General features: G+C 47.2%; 18 protein-coding genes. 13 read left to right on the plus strand and 5 right to left on the minus strand.

Annotated features, from left to right (window positions below):
- Positions 1–143 precede the first annotated feature (143 nt).
- The 10 genes from EWH91_RS08780 (at position 144) to EWH91_RS08825 (ending at position 14,017) form a co-directional block, all read left to right on the plus strand.
- Entirely contained in the window at positions 144–1,178 is a 1,035-nt protein-coding gene (locus EWH91_RS08780; protein ID WP_129929669.1) for a Wadjet anti-phage system protein JetD domain-containing protein, read from the plus strand.
- Positions 1,148–2,662: a replicative DNA helicase gene (locus tag EWH91_RS08785; protein WP_129929670.1), complete on the plus strand. Its 1,515-nt coding sequence runs from the start codon at positions 1,148–1,150 to the stop codon at positions 2,660–2,662. The genes EWH91_RS08780 and EWH91_RS08785 overlap by 31 nt, the downstream gene beginning before the upstream one ends.
- On the plus strand, positions 2,649–3,392 hold the full coding sequence (locus EWH91_RS08790; RefSeq protein ID WP_129929671.1) for a DUF6063 family protein: 744 nt from the start codon (positions 2,649–2,651) through the stop codon (positions 3,390–3,392). The genes EWH91_RS08785 and EWH91_RS08790 overlap by 14 nt, the downstream gene beginning before the upstream one ends.
- The gene (locus tag EWH91_RS08795; RefSeq protein ID WP_129929672.1) at positions 3,376–7,788 is read left to right on the plus strand and encodes a coiled-coil domain-containing protein; all 4,413 of its coding nucleotides are present in this window, start codon (positions 3,376–3,378) and stop codon (positions 7,786–7,788) included. The genes EWH91_RS08790 and EWH91_RS08795 overlap by 17 nt, the downstream gene beginning before the upstream one ends.
- 152 nt (positions 7,789–7,940) lie before the next feature.
- Positions 7,941–10,754: a sigma-54-dependent transcriptional regulator gene (locus EWH91_RS08800; RefSeq protein ID WP_129929673.1), complete on the plus strand. Its 2,814-nt coding sequence runs from the start codon at positions 7,941–7,943 to the stop codon at positions 10,752–10,754.
- A 207-nt stretch (positions 10,755–10,961) separates the two neighbouring features.
- Positions 10,962–11,411 carry a PTS sugar transporter subunit IIA gene (locus tag EWH91_RS08805; protein ID WP_129929674.1) on the plus strand — a complete coding sequence of 150 codons (450 nt, stop codon included), beginning with the start codon at positions 10,962–10,964 and terminating at the stop codon, positions 11,409–11,411.
- Complete coding sequence (locus EWH91_RS08810; protein WP_129929675.1) at positions 11,408–11,899, plus strand: PTS sugar transporter subunit IIB; 492 nt, start codon at positions 11,408–11,410, stop codon at positions 11,897–11,899. The genes EWH91_RS08805 and EWH91_RS08810 overlap by 4 nt, the downstream gene beginning before the upstream one ends.
- A gap of 26 nt (positions 11,900–11,925) precedes the next feature.
- Positions 11,926–12,732, plus strand: coding sequence for a PTS mannose/fructose/sorbose transporter subunit IIC (locus EWH91_RS08815; protein WP_129929676.1), 807 nt, complete (start codon positions 11,926–11,928; stop codon positions 12,730–12,732).
- 13 nt (positions 12,733–12,745) lie between these two features.
- Entirely contained in the window at positions 12,746–13,591 is an 846-nt protein-coding gene (locus EWH91_RS08820; RefSeq protein ID WP_206184314.1) for a PTS system mannose/fructose/sorbose family transporter subunit IID, read from the plus strand.
- Between the two features lie 45 nt (positions 13,592–13,636).
- Positions 13,637–14,017: a hypothetical protein gene (locus EWH91_RS08825; protein WP_129929677.1), complete on the plus strand. Its 381-nt coding sequence runs from the start codon at positions 13,637–13,639 to the stop codon at positions 14,015–14,017.
- A gap of 490 nt (positions 14,018–14,507) precedes the next feature.
- Here the strand turns inward: EWH91_RS08825 and nfsA are convergent, their stop codons facing one another.
- The 4 genes from nfsA to EWH91_RS08845 form a co-directional block, all read right to left on the minus strand.
- Positions 14,508–15,257, minus strand: a complete 750-nt coding sequence (gene nfsA / locus EWH91_RS08830; protein ID WP_129929678.1) for an oxygen-insensitive NADPH nitroreductase — start codon at positions 15,255–15,257, stop codon at positions 14,508–14,510.
- 366 nt (positions 15,258–15,623) lie between these two features.
- Positions 15,624–16,502, minus strand: a complete 879-nt coding sequence (locus EWH91_RS08835) for a DMT family transporter (RefSeq protein WP_129929679.1) — start codon at positions 16,500–16,502, stop codon at positions 15,624–15,626.
- 73 nt (positions 16,503–16,575) lie between these two features.
- Positions 16,576–16,938, minus strand: a complete 363-nt coding sequence (crcB, locus tag EWH91_RS08840) for a fluoride efflux transporter CrcB (RefSeq protein ID WP_240697311.1) — start codon at positions 16,936–16,938, stop codon at positions 16,576–16,578.
- Positions 16,931–17,332 (minus strand): fluoride efflux transporter FluC, encoded by a 402-nt coding sequence (locus EWH91_RS08845; RefSeq protein WP_483315831.1) that lies wholly within the window; start codon positions 17,330–17,332, stop codon positions 16,931–16,933. The genes crcB and EWH91_RS08845 overlap by 8 nt, the downstream gene beginning before the upstream one ends.
- A gap of 603 nt (positions 17,333–17,935) precedes the next feature.
- Here EWH91_RS08845 and EWH91_RS15165 point away from each other — a divergent pair.
- From EWH91_RS15165 to EWH91_RS08860, 3 genes are all read left to right on the plus strand, one after another.
- Entirely contained in the window at positions 17,936–18,277 is a 342-nt protein-coding gene (locus tag EWH91_RS15165; RefSeq protein ID WP_483315832.1) for a DUF1835 domain-containing protein, read from the plus strand.
- A gap of 56 nt (positions 18,278–18,333) precedes the next feature.
- Positions 18,334–18,774 carry a DUF3658 domain-containing protein gene (locus EWH91_RS08855; RefSeq protein ID WP_165364285.1) on the plus strand — a complete coding sequence of 147 codons (441 nt, stop codon included), beginning with the start codon at positions 18,334–18,336 and terminating at the stop codon, positions 18,772–18,774.
- Positions 18,775–18,980: 206 nt separating this feature from the next.
- Complete coding sequence (locus EWH91_RS08860) at positions 18,981–20,420, plus strand: purple acid phosphatase family protein (RefSeq protein ID WP_240697312.1); 1,440 nt, start codon at positions 18,981–18,983, stop codon at positions 20,418–20,420.
- Positions 20,421–20,497: 77 nt separating this feature from the next.
- On the opposite strand, the gene EWH91_RS08865 is transcribed toward EWH91_RS08860, so the two are convergent.
- Positions 20,498–20,710: a hypothetical protein gene (locus EWH91_RS08865; RefSeq protein WP_129929685.1), complete on the minus strand. Its 213-nt coding sequence runs from the start codon at positions 20,708–20,710 to the stop codon at positions 20,498–20,500.
- Positions 20,711–20,984: the final 274 nt, after the last annotated feature.

Raw genomic sequence — 20,984 nt, forward strand, 5'->3', positions numbered from 1 at the left:
GATTGATTTGTTCAAACAGCGGGATTTTTTTATATCTTCCATATAGACTGTCTGTAATAATTCAAAATCATTCAAATGAGGACAGACGGTCTGAAAATTTAGTACAATAGAACTAATTATGGGAGCTGACGGGGTGGAAAGAATTGAATGACGTAAAACAGCAGCTCGCTGAATTTCAGAGGAAAACGATCGATCTGGATCAGCTTGGGCATCTTTTTGGATCACAATTCCAGACTTATGAAGCATTCTCCAGAGCTGTTCTCCGGCTTGAAGAAGAGCAGGTGCTGATTATGGTGCGTTCCACCGGCCGGACGATCCGCAGCCCGTCGCTTGCCCTCAAATATCGTATTAACAGGAGCGCCATAACCGGCGACTATCACAAAGAGTTGCAGAAATATCGGTTGAAGCTGCACACAGCAATTAATCTCGACAGTTATTATCGCACTGATCCATCCATCTGGAGGCGACATCTTCCCTACCTTTGGAAAATTGATCGTTATTTGAGAGAAAAGGGTTTTCCCGAAGATCAGGTACCGGCACCGGAGCGGAGTTTCGAGCTGGTAGGCGATGAGAAATGGATCGACGAAAAAGGCGGCCGGGAGATTCTGGAAAAAATCCATCTGTTTGACCGGTTAAAGATTATTCCGGTTTCAGATCCCCTGATGTTTGCTGTCAATCCCCTGAGCATTCATGATACGGATCAATTGCATCTGATCGTTGAAAATAAAACCACTTATCAGGGCCTGCTGCCGATCATTCGAGAGACGGAATTTGCAACTCTGATTTATGGCTCCGGAAAAGCGGTCATCAAAAGTATCGGACAATTTACGATGCAGTATCCGGTTCATGCTGAGCACCACTTTCTGTACTTCGGCGATCTGGACAAAGAAGGCCTGTCGATCTGGTATTCTCTAAATCAAAAACAGAAGGCGGAGCCGGCCCTGCCGTTTTATCAGGCATGCCTGGGGAAACAGCCGGTACCCGGAAAAGCATACCAGCGTCTGAGAGACACGGCAGTGGACCGGTTCCTGTCCTGCTTCCCGAAACAGCAGGCAGAGCGGATACGCCAAACACTTCTTAAGGGACAATACTTCCCGCAGGAAATCCTCAAAATGAAGGAATTACAACAGATATGGAGGAATTCGGATTGGAAGGGCTTGAACTTCACGACATCCTGAATGGTTATAAAGAACGTATGCGTCGCCTTGCTCTATTTGATCCGCTTTATGAGCTTGATCGCAAAAGAGAGCAGGATCAGAATCATAAAGAAATCGATATGAAAGGGCTGGGTCTCCTCACTTTACTGTTCTTTTTTGAAGAGAAACTGATGCGAGAGTACAAAGCGGGCGCAAGACAGCTGGCTGCTTTTCTTGAAAAAGCCTCTGCATCGCAGTATCAGCTTGACAGATCCGAGTATGAACGTCTATCGAGATCGATCATTCAGACGTTCCGGCCGACCACCGGGAAAAAACGACGCTATGCTTTTTTTAACTGGGAGACAGGTGAAGCAGACGGTATCGACTATTCAATATTGAAAGCCAACAGCTTTGAAGTGAAAACGAACACACAGTTCTACACACTCGATGAGGACGGGCTGGAACTGGTCTTTGCAACAAAGGAATTTTACAGTGAGTTCCAGCTGTCGATTAATCAGCTGATGCTGCGTAAACAGCTGGAGAAAGGTGAATTCAAAGGTGCTCTGAGGCAGATTAATGAAATGCGTATCAATGTAGAGAGCCTGGAGGAACGGATAACGCGTCTGAAACACGAGATTCAGCGCAGTATTGTTTCGGAGGAGACGTTTGAACGATACAAGCAGCTTCTGGAAGATATCAATGAACGGCTCAAGCGTGAGGATGATGAATTTAAAGCATTAAGGCAGTTTGTTGAGGAGACGCGGGAACGCCTGTACTCCGGAGATGTACAGAAAAAAGAAGCAAGGACGTATGATCTGATTCTGACAATCGCCCGTGAACTGGAGTCCGTTCATTATGACCATTCACGGCTTCTGAAGCAGACCTTTAATTTAAAGAATACGACACTGGTTACAGCCCGGGAATCGCTGTACTATACAGGTATTCAGGCATTCAATTTCGATCAGGATCTGGCTGCCAGAATTATAGCAACACCACTTCCGCCTGAAGCCATGACCGGTGTGCTTCAGCCCTTTTTCAGGGTAGAGGAGAACAGGAGCTGGTCACCGCTTGCTGTTTTTGCAGATCAGAAGATGATGGAAGAACGGGAGGAACGGGAAGATCAGGGATTCCCTGAAGTGATTGATGAAGAAGGAGATCCATCGTACCGGAGGGCTCTGGCGGGAAAATATAAAGAGTTGATGCACCTGTATCTAATTGCCGATGAAGCCGGAGAGGGACGAAAGCTATCCCAATTTCTCGATTTTCTTGAAGCACGTGGTGAGTCTGAATGGTTTGAGAAACGTTATTTTTATCAATTCTGGCTGATACTTCATCAGCGTTTTCCGGTAAGAAATGAGGATAAAGAGGATGAAGAAGGGAAAACAATTCTCGATCAGGCTCTGGCGCTCCTCGGCAACCGGGTGATGACTGTCCGTGAGGGAAAAGGCATTGTCCACAAGTCTGAAAGGTTTGCCATACAGGAACTGCTGATCGATCTGGAGGATGATACGGATGAACTATCCTGAACAGAAAGTGATCCAGGCGTTTCAACTTTATACGGTACTCGCCAGAGATGCTCAGACAGGAATGGACGGAGTACAGCTTTACCGCGCGGATGACGCGATACGCGGGCTTCTTGATCTATTTGCAAAACAGGTAGACTGCGTGATCATTGTAACGAGCGAACAGCTCTTTCTTGTACCGGAGACGACATTATCTCCCTTTCATGTCAGTAACGATTGGATAAAGCGCCATTATCTACGGACCGGAGCAACCAACGGCGATATTTATTTACTCTATTTTGCCACACTCATCCTGTTCGGCAGCTTCTATGATACCTATCAGAGTCAGGAGCCGACACGTCTGTTTCTGCGGCTTGACGAGTGGGTGCATGTTATTCAGGAACGTATCGAGCAGCTGAAGACACATAGTGAAGAGGAACTGAAGCAACAGGAGAATGAATTTTCCTGTAACTGGCGCCTGATTATTGAAAAATGGGAAGACATGGACGACATAAAGGAGACAGCGAAGAAACAGAGCGGGAATACGATCAGCCGGATGAGCTTTATCGATACGGTAAAACGGTTTCTGAGTGATCAGGGTCTTGTGCAGGATATCGGGAATGAAGAAATCAGACTGACAGAGAAAGCGAAGACGATTATTCAGCGTTATTTCATGGAAGTCGAATACAACAAGGGTATTCTGGAATTCGTATATGGTTTTGAAGGGGGTGAGCAGCATGCCGACCATCAGTAAGATCCGTTTAACCAACGTGATATATGAAGAGGGTAACAAGCGTTATAATGATGAACTCTTTCTTTTTGACGGACATAATGGTGCGATTCTGATTGAGAACGGCGGCGGGAAAACAGTATTTATCCAGACCGTTCTCCAGGCTATCCTGCCGCACACAGATCTGGCGGATCGTAAAATTAAAAATACGCTGATGCTGAATGATGCACCGGCACATATTGCCATTGAATGGGTGATTCATGAACGGCCGCGTCGCTATGTCGTGACCGCGGTTTCCCTGTTTATGGTGAAAAACAGTCTTGATTCGCTGCGTTACGTCTACGAGTACAATGAGAATGATCCGAATGGTATTGAACATATTCCGTTTGTCCGGGAGATAAAGGGAGGTCAGCGCCCGGCAGAACGGGTAGAAATACAGGACTACTACAGCGGCATGAATGAGAGAACGCCGAGTGCGCAGACATTTAAGACGATCAAAGAGTACCGGGCATTTCTGGAAGATCAGTACAACATCATTTCCAGCGAATGGGAAAGTGTCGTTAAGATAAACAGCTCTGAAGGCGGCGTGGAAGCCTTTTTTGACGAATGTAAAACGACTAACCAGCTGTTCGACCGTCTGTTGATACCGACGGTGGAAGATTCCATTGTCGGACACGACCGGCATCTTTTTTCCGGTCTCTTTGAGGAGCAGCTTGCGAGCTTAAGAAACTATAAAAGACTGAATGAAACACTTGAGGAAAATAAAGAAATCAGTGCAGAACTGGAGACCTACAGCAATACCTGTGAAAAGCTCCACGGCATGCAGGCAGACTATGACCGGACAAGATCCCGGGCAAAAGGCATCTGGAACGAACTGGTTCGGGAACAGCATCACTGGGAGAGGAATCAGGAAAAAACGAATAAAGATTTTCAGAACTGGCAGGCCGACAGTCATACGCATCAGGTCAAAGTTGATTCCTGTACGATCTTCACCGAACGTCTGGCACTGGATGACTGCGTATCGCATTTAAATCAGGTGCGATCTGCTCTGGCCGGGACGCAGGATGCGCTCCGGAAAACCAGTCAAGAGTACTACACGCTGAAATGGGCCAGAGCAAAGAAAGAGAAACAGGAACAGGAGGAGGCTCTGAGTCTCTATCAGCATCAGCTGGATCAGTATGACCGGAAAGAAGATGTTCACGTCCTTAATGAACAGCTGATTCATGCAAAGCGGGAATTGCTGGGCTGTTATGAAAAAGAGTTTGAGACCCTTGAAGCGCAGTTAAAGGACATCGATGCACGGCTTCATCCGGTTCAAAAGCGAATATTGGAGCTGCACGACAAGAAAAAATCCATATCCGAGAAGGAAAAAGGCGTCAGCCGGCGCCTGTCCGAGCTGCGGGGCAGTATAAAAGTACAAAAGACGCAGCTCGATAAGTTAAAAAGGGAGCTGCTTGCTGATCCGGCACAGGAAACGGTAGGCGGACAACTGGCGCTCTGGCAGGAACGTGTGCAATACCTGGACGAAGCGATCATCAGTCTGGTGAAAAAACAGAAAGATGACAAAGCACAGAGCGAAGAAGCACAGAAGGAGAAGGAACGCCGCCAGGAGGAGCAAAACGCGAATACCCGGGAAATCGATCGGTTGAAAGATGCACTATCCAATATGGAAAAAGCGAAAAAAGATGTGATCATTCAGCTTGCTGATCTGCGTCCGCAGTGGGCGGCACTTGAGGACGTCTACCTTAACCCGGAGTCGATTGAAAAAAGGCTGACCGAAAGCATCAATCGTCTGGAACAGGATCATGAGGATCTGCTCTTTAAAGAGCGTGCAGCGCTGCGATTCGTAGATGATTATGGACATCAGGACCTGTTTTTCTGTGACCCCTTTCTGGAAAAACAGCTGACATCCTGGAAAAACCAGTTTGATTACCTTGTTACAGGTGTGGAATATCTGCAGACAATGAGTGCGGAAGAGCGTGAGAAGCATCTGGATTACTCACTGTGGCCACTCACACTGGTAACCACTCAGACAGGCAAAGAGAAAATTATCGATAAACTGGGTCATATATCAGACCGTCTGCAGTATCCTGTCAAAGTGCTGACAACCGAAGAAGCACTCACTGTTCAGGACCAGGCTGCCATCCAATCCTGGGTAGCACCGGATCACTGGAAAGGCAATATTGATGCGGCAGCTTTTGAGGAATGGAAGGCACATATCAGTGTCGATGCGGAAAAAATGACTTCCCGACGCAAAGATAAAGAGCGCGAAAGGGAGAAATGGAAGGGAGGGCTGCTTGCTTTCCGGAAGTTCCTGAACGATTATCCTTACGAAACCATCGAGACCCAAAAAGCGCAGCTGAATGAAGTCATGAATAAACGCGAAGCGGTGATTGTCGCCCTGCAGCAGCTCGAACATATTCTTGACGCATTGCAGAATGAGATGAAAAAAAGTAAAGAAAAGGAAACACAGTACCGGGATGAAAAGCACGGCCGGGAACGTTATATCGAGAAAGGCTATGACTACCTGCTGACTGAGAAAGAAATGGCAGGTAACCGGAAGATGGAGCAGGATGCTGAAGAAAAGCTTCAGACTGTTTCAGAAGAGATAGCAGCAGTTGAAGGAAAGCTCATCAGGCTCGGGGAAAAGAGTAAAGAGCTGACTGACCGGAGAAACCGGGTGTATGTTCAGCTGCGTATGAGCCGGGATAATGAAGATTATCAGATGCTCACCTCATTAACTCCTGCTGAGACAGATGAAAGTAAAAAAGTCATCCATGAGCGGATCACCATTCTGGAAATGAAGCTGAAAAAGATTGCAACAGATCGCAATGAGTGGGCCATAAAACATGATGAAGCACAGAAGGTCATTCGGAAACTTCATGAGGAAATGGCTGAACTGAAAAAAGATTATGATGAGATTGACGAGTCCTGCGAATTCCCGCAGGACGGGAAGCAGCTGATTGAAGATCTTCGGGTGCGGAGAACGGCACTGGCCGGAAAGAAAGAACGCCGGGGGCATGATATGCAGCAGGCGAAAACCGTGAAAGACAGGCAGGAGAGTAAAACGGAAACGCTGATCATCCAGTTCAAAAGCAAATACCCGGACGATCCGGTCATTCCATTTGATATAACCCCCGGGGAAGTACGTGCAGAACTGGAGAAAGAACAGGATGACCTGATAAAGCAAAAAGCATCCCTCGTTCAGACGTCAGAAAGGATCGATAAAGAACTGCAGGCCATTAACCAGGCCATGCATCAGCTTGAGCTGTTTGAGGAAGCCCATCACTTTATAGCATCGGATCCCGAACCTGTCAGTCTGACGAATGAAGAGCTGATGGAATTCAGCTACAATCGCTTAAAATTTGTTCAGACCGTGACGCGTGACCTTAAGGAAAACAGGCACAAAGTAGATCAGGGACGATCCGTTGTGGAAGAAGCACAGAAGCAATTCCGGGATTTCTGTCGTAAAAGGATTACCGATGTCAAGCTGCGCCAAATGGCAATCAGCGGAGTAGAAACCAAAGAGAGTTATGAAGAGATTATGGCATTCAGACATAATATGTCAGAGCGGATTGACAGCATTTCACATTACGCGCGTGAACATATCCGTCAGAGCGATAAAGACCGCCAGATGTTCATTGATCAGATACACACGCATCTCAAGACTCTAACGGGAGAACTGAAACAGATACCCAGGAAGACCAAAGTGAAAGTACAGAATGACTGGAAGACGATCTATTCCTTTACCATTCCTGACTGGTCTGAAGAAGAAGGAAAAGCAAGGATCCGTAATTACATAGATTGGATCCTGCAGCAGTTGGAAAACGAACGTTTTCTTGACGATGAGGGACATCCTGATATGGGGAAAATCCGTAAGGAACTCGACATGTGGCTCCAGTCCAAGCAGCTGCTTCGCGCGGTCATGGACAATCAGGCAATGAAAGTGACCTGCCGGAAAGTGACAAATGACAGTATGGTGACCACACGTTCTTATTCATGGGAACAGAGCAACATCTGGTCGGGGGGAGAAAAATGGAGTAAAAATATGACCCTGTTCCTGGGCATTCTTAATTATGTTGCTGAGAAAAAGAAGTATCTGCAGTCCGGTGCGAAACTGAACCGAGCGGTCATCCTCGACAATCCATTCGGCCAGGCGTCAAGTGATCATGTGCTGAATCCCGTCTTTTTCGTGGCTCAGCAGCTTGGTTTTCAGATCATCGCCCTCACAGCTCTTGCTGAAGGCAAATTTCTCCAGGATTATTTCCCGGTCATCTACAGCTGTCGCCTCAGAGGATCCGGTTCCGGAAAACAGGTAATGACCAAAGAAAAATGGATCCGGAAAGCGTTTTTTGAAGACCAGGCACCTCAGAGTCTTGAAAGATTAGGGGAAACAGAGCAGCTTGGTTTATTTGACTGAATACATGGTATTTTCCTTTCAAAAAAGTTGCGTGATTCTGACCGTTTGCGCAATTTTTTTTATTGGAAACCCGATAATGAAAGCGTTTTATTATATAATGGAACTAAAAGAAAAATGGTTTCCCGTGTCTAGGGTCCAAAGGAGGAATCATCATGGGACGTCGTCGTGAGAAAATCTATGAAGAGTTGGTCAGACAGTGTAGCCAGTTTGATCAAAAAGCACTGCTTGAGCGGTCCGGAATCACCGCTTCCGATATCTCAAAGACTCTGGATATGCTCCGGAGCAATGTCAGCTCCGAACTGAATGAGCTGGTCAGGGAAAAGCGGGTGATCAAATTCATTACGCGCCCTGTTCTCTATGTGCCTGCCGAACTGATTCGGAAACAATTCGGAGAAGTCACGCGTTTTGCTGTCCGCACACCTTCTCTTAAAGAATTGTTGAATCAGAAGGAAGCCCGGGATGGGGATGGGGGGAAAGATCCTTTCTCACACCTGATCGGAGCAGCGGAAAGCCTGCAAAATAGCGTCCGCCAGGCCAAATCGGCGATCATGTATCCGCCGCGCGGACTGCACACACTGATTCTTGGTGCAACCGGATCAGGCAAAACACTTTTTGCCCACATGATGTACAATTATGCGAAAACGATCGGGCGGATTAATCAGGATGCTCCGTTTGTTGATTTTAACTGTGCAGATTACTATAACAATCCGCAGCTTCTGATCGGTCAGCTGTTCGGTTTTGTCAAAGGAGCATTTACGGGCGCGGACCATGATCAGGAAGGCCTGGTGGCGAAGGCGGACGGCGGCATTCTGTTTCTGGATGAAATCCACCGGCTGCCGCCTGAAGGTCAGGAAATGATTTTTTACTTCATGGATAACGGCCGATATTCAAAGCTCGGAGAAAGCGGCAATAAACGTTTATCCCATGTCCTGATTATCGGGGCAACAACGGCAGATCCGGAGTCCGCTCTGCTTCAGACCTTTTTACGCCGGGTGCCGGTGATGATCAACATCCCGTCATTCCAGTCCAGAAGTGTTCATGAACGGATTGAACTGACTAAATTTCTTCTCTCCCGTGAAGCACACCGCACGAGTCATAAATTTCATGTCAGTGCAGATGTTATGAAAGCGCTGATCGGGAGTGTCACCTTCGGGAATATCGGGCAACTTAAGTCAAATGTGCAGCTCGTCTGTGCCCAGGGGTTTCTCGACAGTATGAATAACGACTACATTCAGCTGGATGCGAAAATGCTTCCGACCGAAATGCGGGAAGGACTGCACCGGATTGCGCATAACCCGAAAATGAACCAGGAACTGAACAAGCAACTGCCTCTGTTCCTGATGGTTACAGGGAAGAAGGATCCTCTGGTATCTGATGTCGATCAGTATGAACCCCCTTTCGATCTGTATAAAATGATCTCGGGAAAATTTGACACACTGACCCGGGAAGGCCTCTCTGTAACCGAAATCCGGAAGTTCATCGCAGAAGATATCAAAGGCCAGGTTCGCCGCTTCTATCAGAATAAGGCCAGGGACGCCATGAACTTTGGGACAAACAGCAGAGTTCTGAGTCTGTCCAAGGATCTCGAAACGATCTGCTCAGAAACACTGGGCAGCCATCTGAGTCATCAATTTGTCTCACTTCTGACGGTACATCTGTCATCGTTTCTTGAACACCCGATACGTAAACTGGACTGTTCCCCGAGCGTTCAGGACTCACTGCTTTCATACGAAAAAAAGGATTATGATGCCGCCTGTGCCATTGCCGATCTGCTGAAAAGGCGTCTGGGAGTGGAACTGCCTGAAGTCGAAATCATGTATGTTGCCTTTTTATTAAATTCTTTTGTCGATCTGTCCCGTCAGAAACCTGTCGGCATAGTTGTTGCCGCCCACGGAGAGCATACAGCGAGTTCCATGGTCGGTGTGGTTCAGGAGCTGATGGGCGATTATCCGATCCGGGCGGTGGATATGCCGCTGAACCTGAATTTTAACGATATATTTGATGATATACTGAAGGCGGTCGGATCGGTCAATCAGGGCGCCGGTGTCCTGATGATGGTCGATATGGGTTCTCTTTATTATTTTGAGGATAAAATAGCACAGGCTTCCGGTGTACGCGTTAAAGCTATAGATATGGTATCTACCCCGATGATTCTTGACGCAGTGAAAAATGCCAATTATCTGCACATGGATTTAAAGGATATTGTCGATTCCCTCAATAAGATCAGAGGGGTGCCTGCCCATAATCATCAGACCGAACCGCATATGGAAAAGGCTATCCTGACGATCTGTACAACGGGAAGCGGCATTGCCAGACGGATCAAGAACATTGTCGCAACGTTTATCCGTAATGTAACGGATGAGGAGATCATGATCATTCCGATATCTATAGAAGGCTTGTATGAGCACGCCCGGAAAATCAGGGAGAAGTACAGGGTTGTTGCCAGTATTGGCGCGAAAAATCCGAAGCTGGAAGGGGTTCCCTATATTACGCTCAGTCAGTTTGTCAGCGGAGAAGGTCAGGAAATCCTGCAGTCTGTTCTGACTTCCCGGTCTCTGCCGAACAAAAACAGCCCGGCACACATTATTGTCAAAGGTGTCTGTGAGGACAGCCTTCAGGATATGCTGATGTATCTGAATCCGAAAAAAGCCGTAGCCGCAATCCTGGCGTTCAATGATGCGGTTCAGAAGGCTCTGAACATCCATTTTAAAAATGCAACGCAGATCCGTCTGATTATGCATCTGGCTTTTGCGCTGGAACGTGATGTGGCGAAATCTCCGCTGAAATATGAAGGCAGGATCACACCTGAAAAAAGGCGTATGCTTACCCGGCTCCGCCCAGCACTCGAAGTGATTAAATTTAAACTGAACATTCAGATGAGTGAGGGTGAAACGTATTATTTTATCGATATGCTGGCAGACGAACTGGGCCCATCGATTCTCAGTGACCAGATGACGATCAGCTAGTGTGTTAAAACCCCCGTGACTGGTGGTCAGTGAATCAAACAGGCTGTCAGTGTTTCATTATTTTTGATCAGTGTGTTATTTTTCATTAAGTGAATCAGAAAATGCGTTTTCCACAGAGCCTTTCGGGGCTCTTTTTTTTTAACACACTAATTGGCACGAAAATTGCTTATAGTAAAGTGTCAGGCGAGAGAAAGGAGGGATGGTAAAATGGTTACTCTGGTGGTTGCGACACACGGTAATCTATCCGAAGCACTCATTCATACAGGAAAAATGATTTTCGGCAATATGGAACATGTCGAACAGGTCACTTTCAACCCGGGGGAGGGTCTTGAGAATCTGTTAGCCAAATACACAGCTCTCTCCAGCCGCTTTGATGACGATGGTGCACTGTTTCTCGTTGATCTGTTCGGCGGAAGTCCCTACAATGCAGCCAGTCGCTTTGTCGCGCGGCAGCCAAATATGGATGTGGTCACGGGTGTCAATCTGCCGATGTTCATTGAGGTTCTGGGAAAAAGGCTCTCAGGTGGAACCGTGGAGGATCTTGTGAAGACGGCTAAGTCATCCGGAACGGAAGGAATCAAGTCCTTCCGCGATATCTTTTCAAAACAAAAAATAGCGAACAGCGCTAAAGAAGACGAGGGAGATGCATTAGGATGAGAATTAAATTGTTACGTATTGACTCAAGATTGATTCATGGGCAAGTGGCGAACAACTGGGTAAACCATGTCGGTGCCGGGACAATTATTGCCGCAAATGATAGCGCTGCAAAGGATGATTTAAGAAAAACGCTGCTGCTGCAGGTGGCTCCGGGGAATACGAAATCCTATGTCATGTCAGTAGCTAAAACGGCGCGCTGCTACAAAAATCCGACCTATAAAGACCTGGATGTCCTGATGGTAGTCGAAACGCCGCGCGACGTCCTTCGGCTGATGGATGACGGGGTGGAAGTCAGTCAGGTCAATGTCGGAGGTATTACTTATAAGGAAGGGATGACACTGATTTCCGAAGCGGTCTCTGTCAGCAAGGAAGATATAGAAGCGTTCAAAGAACTGGACGAACGGGGCGTGAAACTGATACTGCAGCAACTTCCTAATACAAGTGCAACGGATTTCATGGGCCGGCTGAAGAGTAAAAAACTGATTTAAAAAATTGAATAAGGAGGTATTTTATCATGAATACAATGCAATTTATTCTAGTTATTCTTGTTTCGTTAATCTGCGGGATGGCCAGTGTTATGGATGAACGCCAGTTCCACCGGCCGATTGTTGCCTGCACGCTTATTGGACTTGTATTGGGTGATTTGCATACGGGTATTGTTCTTGGAGGCAGTCTGGAACTGATTGCGCTTGGCTGGATGAACGTCGGCGCGGCGATGGCACCGGATGCCGCGCTGGCATCGACCATATCATCGATCATTGTTATTGTCGGTAATCAGTCCATCGGTGAAGGTATCGCTATCGCGGTTCCACTGGCGGCAGCCGGTCAGGTTCTGACCATTTTCGTCCGGACGATCGCTGTATTCTTTCAGCATCAGGCCGACCGTTTCGCTGAAAACGCGAATTTCCGCGGGATCGAGTGGTGTCATATAGGGGCCTTGCTCCTGCAGGGGCTCCGTGTAGCGATTCCGACCGGAGCCGTCGCAGCTATTGCCGGTACAAGTATTGTCACCGAATGGCTGGATGCGATTCCTGATGTCGTCACGAACGGTCTGCAAGTCGCCGGTGGATTTATCGTGGTTGTCGGGTATGCGATGGTCATCAATATGATGAAGGCACGCTCACTGATGCCCTTCTTCTTTATCGGATTTGTTCTTGCGACTTTTGTCTCCGGCATGAACCTGGTTGGTCTCGGCATTCTCGGCGCATGTGCTGCCGTAATTTATGTCCAGCTTAACCCGGATTTCCACGACTCAATCAAAGCACCGGCACCGGCAGCCGCACATTCCGGCAATGACGATGACGACGATGTATTAGGATAAGGAGGGACAGAAAATGACAGAATCAACAGAACTGAAAAAAATAGAACCGTTGACAAAGAAGGATATGATCAGCACTTATTTCCGCAGTACGTTTATGCTCGGATCCTTTAACTTTGAACGTATGCAGGCGATTGGCGTCTGCGTGACGATGATACCGGCAATCAAACGTTTCTATCATAAAAAAGAAGATCAGGCAGCTGCTTTGAAACGACACCTGGAATTCTTCAATACGACACCCTGGCCGGCTTCAGCCATCTTCGGCGTAACGGCGGCCATGGAACAGAAAAAGGCAGAAGGCGGAGATATCGATGATGCCGCGATCACGAACGTCAAAGTCGGTCTCATGGGACCGCTCGCCGGCATCGGCGATCCGATCTACTGGGGGACTGCGCGTCCGATTCTGGCGGCACTTGGTGCATCGCTGGCAACAAGCGGAAGTCTGATTGGTCCGTTGATCTTTTTCCTTGGGATTAACCTCATCCGCCTACTGACCAGATGGTATGGCTTCAAAATCGGTTACAATCAGGGAACGGATATCGTACAGGATGTAGCCGGCAACCGACTGAAGAAACTGACGCAGATGGCCTCTGTTCTCGGACTGTTTGTCATGGGCTCACTGGTTTCCAAGTGGACCAGTATTAAGATGCCGCTGGTACTCGTTTCCTACGAGCAGGCAGGAAAAACAGTCGATACCACTCTGCAGGGCATTCTCGATTCCCTGCTTCCCGGACTGGTTGCCCTCCTGATGACATTTGCGTGCATGTGGCTCCTGAAACACCATGTCAACGCCATCTGGATCATTTTCGGTATGTTCGTTTTAGGCATTTTCGGTTACTGGATCGGACTTTTCGGACTGTGATTCTTTGAATCTTTCAGATAATCTGTAAGAAGGAGGGGGAGAACCATGTTAAACAATATGCGGACCGCTATTCGGAAGGACAGAAAAGCACATGAAGCTTATGTGATCAGTTCCGCAAAGTGGGTTACTCTGCTCATGGTGATTGGTATTCTGCTTTATGTACCGACAGGCGGCTGGGGGACAGTTGCTGCGCTGTCGCTGGCAGTTGCCCTGCTGATCGGGCGCTATCTTCTGGCACGGCAGGCGGCAGGTGACTTCCGTGATATGCATCATGCGAAGAAGGGTTATGCAAAGACGAGAAACAAAGATTATCTGCGGTTCATTAAGGCGCGCGGAGAGCAGATGCTGAATGACAATAAAGCACTGACCAAACCAGCCAAAGCGGAAATCAGACAGCTTCTGGCATACGCCGATGAGCGGCTGTGAAAGTTTCTGAATCAGATCGCTGAAAAACTGCTGGAATGGATCAATGACAGAAAGACAAGCGGAGGGAGTAAAACACCCGCCGTTTTTCTTTGTTTTTTTTTAACTGAATTCGATGTATCAGGTTAGGTGCCGTTTCACTTTAACAAAAGCAATGATTTCTTTCAGCTCGGTTTTTGTTCATTTTTTATTTTCAATGTATAGCTTGTCATCTGCATCACTCTTCTGATCCAGATGAATACCGACACGCAAAAAAACGATCTGCAATTATTGCAGATCGCCTGTGAATCAGCATTTTATCAGGAACAGATTCCTGAGTTCCGGGAGAAAAATGGGCGTATTTGATTAAGAGACAGCAGATCACTAAATGAAGTATGGTCGATTTGTTTGAAGGATTAATTTTGTGTATCTATGATTCAGGTCAGGTCACCTTAGAATTTCGGCGAGCCGTACCTATTAAGATGGAAGGTTTCGCTGTCTGCGGATCATCTTCTCAATACTGAAACAATCCTTGTGATTTCAACGTTTCCATCATTTTTTTCTTGTTTTCCGATTGGGTTCCTGTGACGGCTTTTGCGATCTGATTGGTAAACGTGTCCACGCGGCGGTCCGCATCGCGCAGATCATAGTACTGATTGACGATATGATCATAGTCCTTTAATTCCTCAAGCGGCTGCTCCAGTGACTGGTATTCGTTCTCGTAGTAAACGGCTTCTTTCGGCAGTCGCGGCTTGAGCTGAGGTGCCTGGTTCGGATAGCCGATGGCAACGCCGAACGCCGGGAAAGTTAGCTTCGGCAGGCTTAATAAATCAATCACCGCTTGTGGATCATTTAAAATACTGCCGAGATAAACCGCACCAAGTTCCAGACTTTCAGCTGCGGTTACGAGGTTCTGTGCGGCGATGACCGTATCGCTGAAAGCGCGGAAGAAAAAGTCGGTTGAGCCGAGCACATCCGTCGGTTGTTCCTTTGCGCCAGCGATCGTCGCATTACGATGCAGATCGACAATAAAGACAAACAGTCCGTCAGCTTCTGCGATATAGTGCTGATTGCCGATTCTCGCCAGGGCTTGCTTCTTTGCCGGGTCGGTGATACGAATAATCGAGTATTGCTGAAAAAAGTTGCTTGTTGACGCATGCTGAGCGGCGCTGACCATCAGATCAATCTGTTCCCCGGAGATCTTCTGGTCGGTAAAACTGCGTATGCTGCGATGGTTTAACAAAGTTTTAATGGTTTCGTTCATGGATCCTCTCATCTTCCTTTTTCCTGATTATATCATGCCTATGTCATCGCAGGTTTTCTGGCGAATACAATCAGCGGTTCACTCCACAGCATAGCCGGCTGAAACAGAGTCGCAGTGACGCCCTCACCGTTGCCAGCCAGGAAGATACACTCTATGTTGACAAAATATGGAACTATCTTTTTCGAAGAGGGATACGAATTGAAATTCAGAATGCCTATCGAATGACTTAAGCTGTTCGGGAGTTCATCGTAGGGGATGATCCCAGTTGTTACAAAAGTAAGTTCCATATACTGTGGTAAACGCGGCTGACGAACTGGTGCAATCAGGGTCTCTCTCTTAAGGCCTCATCAGGCTTTTTATGGATTTTTACTGTCGGCTCTGTGGTTCACTACGATAAAAAAGGGTATAAGACAGCGCAATGAAGATCATCAGGATGCCAAGGATCTGCATCCACGACGGTACAAAGCCAATAACCAGAACATCCAGGAGAATGGCAACAAGCGGATCGACATATGTCAGTGCGGAGACAACCGGCGTAGACAGTGAGCGAATACTACCGTAGAACAGGAGATACACAATACCGGTATGAACAATGCCGGTAAAAATGCTGTAAAACCAGTTGGCCGGTGTCAGATCCAGATACAGCGTGTAGTCGATAAAGGGAAACAGCATGAGTACACCGATGAATGTCTGAATGATGGTTACCAGATAGGGGCTTGCCCTTTGAATATATTTTCCAGTGAGGATTACCAGGGCGTAGAAGACAGCGGCAATCAGGGCAAATAATGCGCCGATGGCCGTTCTACCACCTCCTGTAAGGTCTGTCACCTGCACACCGGAAATCAGGATCGTGCCGGTAAAAGCGAGCAGGACGGCCAGCACGCCGAGCCATTTTATTCGCTCTCTGAAGAAGATCCAGCCAATGATCAAAACGAGGATCGGTGCCAGATTATATATAGAGATGCCGACCGTGATCGCTGTTTTTTCAAAAGATGCAAAGAAGAAAATCCAGTTCAGAACGAGAAAGACGCCGCCAAGGATGATGACTGCCGTTTCTTTTCTTTCCCATTTTTCCTGTTTGTAATGCCCGCTGAGCAGCCAGTACGCCGTAAGGAACACAGTCGCACTGATACAGCGGACAAAAACCAGTTCCATTGAAGGAAGACCGCTCAGACGGGAAAAGTAACCAATGGATCCAAAGATCGCCATAGCAACAGTGAGTTTGATAAAGGCTGATTTATTCACGATGTGTGTTCCTCTTTCCCTGATCACAGGTTTTCTGACTTATATTATAAACATGCTCCCGTAACCCGTAAAATCATCCGGTAATCCAGATTCCGGCGGAAAGGCCAAGAAAGGCAGCAAAAATGCCTGAACAAAGGCTTCCCCCCGCATAACTGATGAATGTTTTTATTTTCCGGCGCCGGATTAATTCGATATTCTCCACATTGAATGTTGAAAAGGTGGTATAAGCGCCGAGGAATCCCGTTCCAAACAGCAGACTCAGTTCGGTGCGGATTCCCATGCCAGTAATCAGTCCGAGCAGGAAAGATCCGGACAGGTTAATCAGAAAAGTGGCCAGAGGAAATGGATAAGTCCATCTTCGCATAATTGATTGCGTCAACAGCACTCTGGCGAGAACTCCGAAGGCCGCTCCCAGGGCCACAAGTAAACTATTCATGATCATGAGACCATCTTCCTTTCAACCGGATCAACAGGTGCCGGGCAGTCAGATAGCCAAGCGCAGCTGCCCCAAGTCCACCGAACAGACTGGCACCTGCATATATAAAAGCAAGAAACAGATTGCGCCGGATCAGCTCAACCGTCTCCAGAGAGAATGTTGAGAAGGTGGTAAAGGAACCGATGAACCCGGTACCTAGTGCAGATACGAAACTCGGAGGCAACCGGCGTATATTAATCAGAAACCGGACGACAATGGCGAGCAGAAAACATCCGGACAGGTTGATCAGCAGTGTGATCACCGGAAATGAAGGTGTATAGAAAAGGGCGCTGAGAACGTAACGCGCAGCGGCGCCGAGCATGCCGAACACAATCAGCAGAACATACTTGTACACAGTTATCCCTCCAGTGCATGTCCTCATTGTACGACAAAAAATGAGGGAAACGCAGTCTCTCCTTCATTAAAATATGATTATGGGAGGATCATTCAGTGGAGAAACGATGGTGGGCTATCTGTCCTGAACAGGTTCTCACTGTTGCAGCGGCAACCCTTGATGCGTGCGAAGAGGAAGGGGATTTTTATCGGACTCTGAATGAAGAAAAGGCAGTCCATGCGGTTGCACAGACTGCCCTTGCGACGGGACGGCAATCATATCGGCTATCGTATATTTACCCAGATTACGAAGCGGCTCAGCGACCAGATACAGGACGACAAGATAGGCGACTATGAAAATAAAGAAATTCGGACGGAAAGTACGTTACACTGTAAACAGAAGAAAATGAAATCAGGAAGTGACATGATGATTGAACAACTGAAGCCATCCATAGAACGGTTAACGGAAGCAGAAAGCAAAACGCTGCTCCTGCATCTTCTGATTCGGGCAAAAATGATGGAAGAAGAGGAATATTCCGAAGAACAATTCAAAGCTGATCTTGAAGAAATGATTGAGAATGTGACTGGAATCATGCCAGATGTTCCACAGAATACGAAAAAAGTAATGAAGCAGATTCATATCGCATTTGGTGATTCAACGGGTGGCATGCTTAAGCATGCTTTTCACCAATCCGGGTCATCGGGTAACAGGAAAGTCATGACCATACCGGGTACATTCTCTATCGGCCCTGTCTATCAACTGCGCAGTCACATGGGGCAAAGATTTTCGTGGATCGCGCAGCACTTCAACCAGTACAGTGATCAGGAACTGCAGCATGCCAGACAGGAATTAACAGAAGCATGGACGGCACTCCGACGAATCCCGGAACAGATTCCGATTTTTATCTGGATTGGCGAAAACGCTCACGAACAGACCGCCCTCCGTATGACTCTCTTTATCTGTTAAAGGGGAAGACGAACGCCATTCGGCTGATCAATGTCTCCAGTCCGGAGTATGGGAAGGTGTCCTGCTTTTATTCAGGTGAGGTTACGCCGGAGGAGGCGCTCATCATCTATGAAACCTGTAAAGAAAAGCTTCCTCTGACCCAAGAGCAGCGGAAGACATTCGAACAGGAATGGGCGGATCTGTCCGAGTCGGAAGGAACGCTGCGTATCTGGAAGCATGGCAGAATAATCAGTGTCCCTGAAGACTATTTTGACCCTCTGATCATCAGGACAGCGACCCGGCTGCAGCATGAGGAGCATGACAGAAAAATCCTGTGTCTCCGCCTGGTCGGCGAATTAATAGGGCGTTTATATGCGGAGGAAAAACAATACATTCCCGATCAGTTCGCAGAATACCGGATTCGCAGATTAGTCGGGGAAGGGATCTTTCGTGTGACAGACACGCCGAAGGGACTATGGTACTGCAAGATAAGTCTCGCTCACCATAAATCGAAATAATTTTGAAAATGAGTCATAGTAACGATGAAAATGATTTCATTACGAAAAAAACGGGTTTCCAGGCTCAACAGGTCCTGCTATGCGACCATGAAGAAAGCCCCGTGATTTACCCAAAGAATATAGTCTGTTAGCGACCAGTTTATATGCATCTCCTACAATATTATGTGTGAATGATTGACTACAACATATCAAAGGAGTGGGAGATTGTGACGTTCAGGTATGGAAAACGGGTTACAGCTTTTGTCACGGCTCTGTGCCTCATTCTGGGATTACTTGTTATCTCACCGGGATTCCCTGATCAGGCGAAGGCAGAAAATCAGGATCCTGTTGTGAAAAAGGTTGTCCCGACATTTACGGGAGACACGAAAACATCAAAAGGCTTTACCTGGTACACAATGCTTGAGTCAACAGGCAGCGATCTGCAGGTTGTGAAGAAGACAGGAAAGAAGAAACCTGATTTCCGAAAAGCGATAAAGTTTACCGGGACAAGCTATGTCTCGACAAACGACAGTGGTGAACGGGTCCACAAAGCTGAAGCAACAGGCCTGAAAGCCAATACCGAGTATTATTATCGTGTCGGCGATGAGAAGATGAACATCTGGAGCGATACTGGACTGGTCAAGACATCCAAGAAGAATGGCGCATTTACTTTTCTTGAACTGACAGATCCCCAGGCGAAGACCGAAGAAGAAGGTCTGCTTGCTGCGAGCACATTTAATATTGCTGCTCAGACGGTAAAAAATTATGATTTTATGACTGTAACCGGCGATTTCGTTGATAACGGAGTCGTTGAGGATGAATGGGACTGGCTGATCAATAACAGCAAAAAGGTATGGGGCAACACAACAGTTGTCCCTGCAGCCGGAAATCACGAAGGGAAAAATAATGCTTTTATTGATCACTTCAATGTGAAACCGGCCGCTTCCAATACGGACACAACGACCGATGCTTATTACTCCTTCGATTACAGCAATACCCATTTTACAGTGCTGAATACGAATGAAGACTCTGAAGAATTTCGTGACTTCACTCCGGCACAGGTCAACTGGATGACCTCAGATATTAAAGCTGCGAAAGCCGCCGGTGCCAAATGGACGGTTGTTCTGATCCACAAGGGACCTTACACGACTTCCAATCATGCGACAGACGATGACATCATTGATCCGAACGGGGTAAGAAATAAAATTGCCCCGCTGATCGGCAAACTTGGCGTTGATCTCGTGATCCAGGGCCATGATCATATCTACGCCCGCTCGCTTCCAGTCAATGGAGATAACGAAGCGACTCAACCGGCAACGATCACAGAATGGCTGAACGGCCAGCAGATCGACTATTCGGTGAATCCGGACGGCTCAATCTACTTCATCCCGGCAACTGCCGGTCCGAAAGTGTACAAGAAAAATATCGACCCGGTACTTGGCGACAACTTCTACAGCAAATTTGTCCGCGCTGAAGAAAACCATGCTCTGAAATACGGCCTTGATCCGAGTAACCCGACACGTCCTGTCCGTGGAGCGATCCAGAACTTTACCAGTGTCAAGGTAGAGAAAGACCGGATCACCGTTGTCGTTTACGAAATTGACCGGATTAAAGGCGGTGCTCCTTACATCGTCGATCAGTTCGGAATTCAGAAAGACGGTAAATAAGCATCAGAAGTAAGCTGTTTTGATACATTGTGAAAAAGGGCAGAATCATGAGCAGAACAGGTATCCCCTGTTCTGTTCTATTTTTTTACGATGCCCCTTGAGAAGAGGTAGATATTGAATAAGATTCCAAGTACACTCACAACACCAGCGATGAGAAAAGCTATATTTCCGGAGATCAGCCAGAGCGTGGGAAAAGCAACAAGTGCTGCGAAAAATACCAGCCAGCTTAAAATCAATATAAATGTCCCCAGCCTGTTATTTAATGTGCTGTTGGCTTTGCTCTTTGACACAGGAATACACCTCCCATCTTGATAGTGCTTACATGAAATTCAAGTATAGTATTGCTGGCTGTTGCTCTTATTTCACTATGATTATAAATCAGTATACTTGTTTTTCATCACGGGATGTTTTGTGTTGTGTTACATTGGATGATGAAGGGTCAAGTCTTTTTTTATGTGTAAATTACCTCAGCCAGGATAGGGTTGATTATCCTGGATAAATGGCTGTCACTTTACTGGAATTAGCCACTTTGGGTTGTTTCGCTTTCCAGTCAAAATAGTCATC

Origin of the sequence: Sporolactobacillus sp. THM19-2, from assembly GCF_004153195.1 — a bacterium.
GTDB lineage: Bacteria > Bacillota > Bacilli > Bacillales > Sporolactobacillaceae > Sporolactobacillus.

What these genes read in the sequence shown, in the direction of transcription:
- EWH91_RS08790 (WP_129929671.1), top strand. Translation starts at nt 2,649, where the DNA reads ATGAACTATCCTGAACAGAAAGTGATCCAGGCGTTTCAACTTTATACG.
- EWH91_RS08795 (WP_129929672.1), top strand. Translation starts at nt 3,376, where the DNA reads ATGCCGACCATCAGTAAGATCCGTTTAACCAACGTGATATATGAAGAG.
- EWH91_RS08800 (WP_129929673.1), top strand. Translation starts at nt 7,941, where the DNA reads ATGGGACGTCGTCGTGAGAAAATCTATGAAGAGTTGGTCAGACAGTGT.
- EWH91_RS08805 (WP_129929674.1), top strand. Translation starts at nt 10,962, where the DNA reads ATGGTTACTCTGGTGGTTGCGACACACGGTAATCTATCCGAAGCACTC.
- EWH91_RS08810 (WP_129929675.1), top strand. Translation starts at nt 11,408, where the DNA reads ATGAGAATTAAATTGTTACGTATTGACTCAAGATTGATTCATGGGCAA.
- EWH91_RS08815 (WP_129929676.1), top strand. Translation starts at nt 11,926, where the DNA reads ATGAATACAATGCAATTTATTCTAGTTATTCTTGTTTCGTTAATCTGC.
- EWH91_RS08820 (WP_206184314.1), top strand. Translation starts at nt 12,746, where the DNA reads ATGACAGAATCAACAGAACTGAAAAAAATAGAACCGTTGACAAAGAAG.
- EWH91_RS08825 (WP_129929677.1), top strand. Translation starts at nt 13,637, where the DNA reads ATGTTAAACAATATGCGGACCGCTATTCGGAAGGACAGAAAAGCACAT.
- nfsA (WP_129929678.1), bottom strand. Translation starts at nt 15,257, where the DNA reads ATGAACGAAACCATTAAAACTTTGTTAAACCATCGCAGCATACGCAGT.
- crcB (WP_240697311.1), bottom strand. Translation starts at nt 16,938, where the DNA reads ATGAATAGTTTACTTGTGGCCCTGGGAGCGGCCTTCGGAGTTCTCGCC.
- EWH91_RS15165 (WP_483315832.1), top strand. Translation starts at nt 17,936, where the DNA reads ATGAAGCAGATTCATATCGCATTTGGTGATTCAACGGGTGGCATGCTT.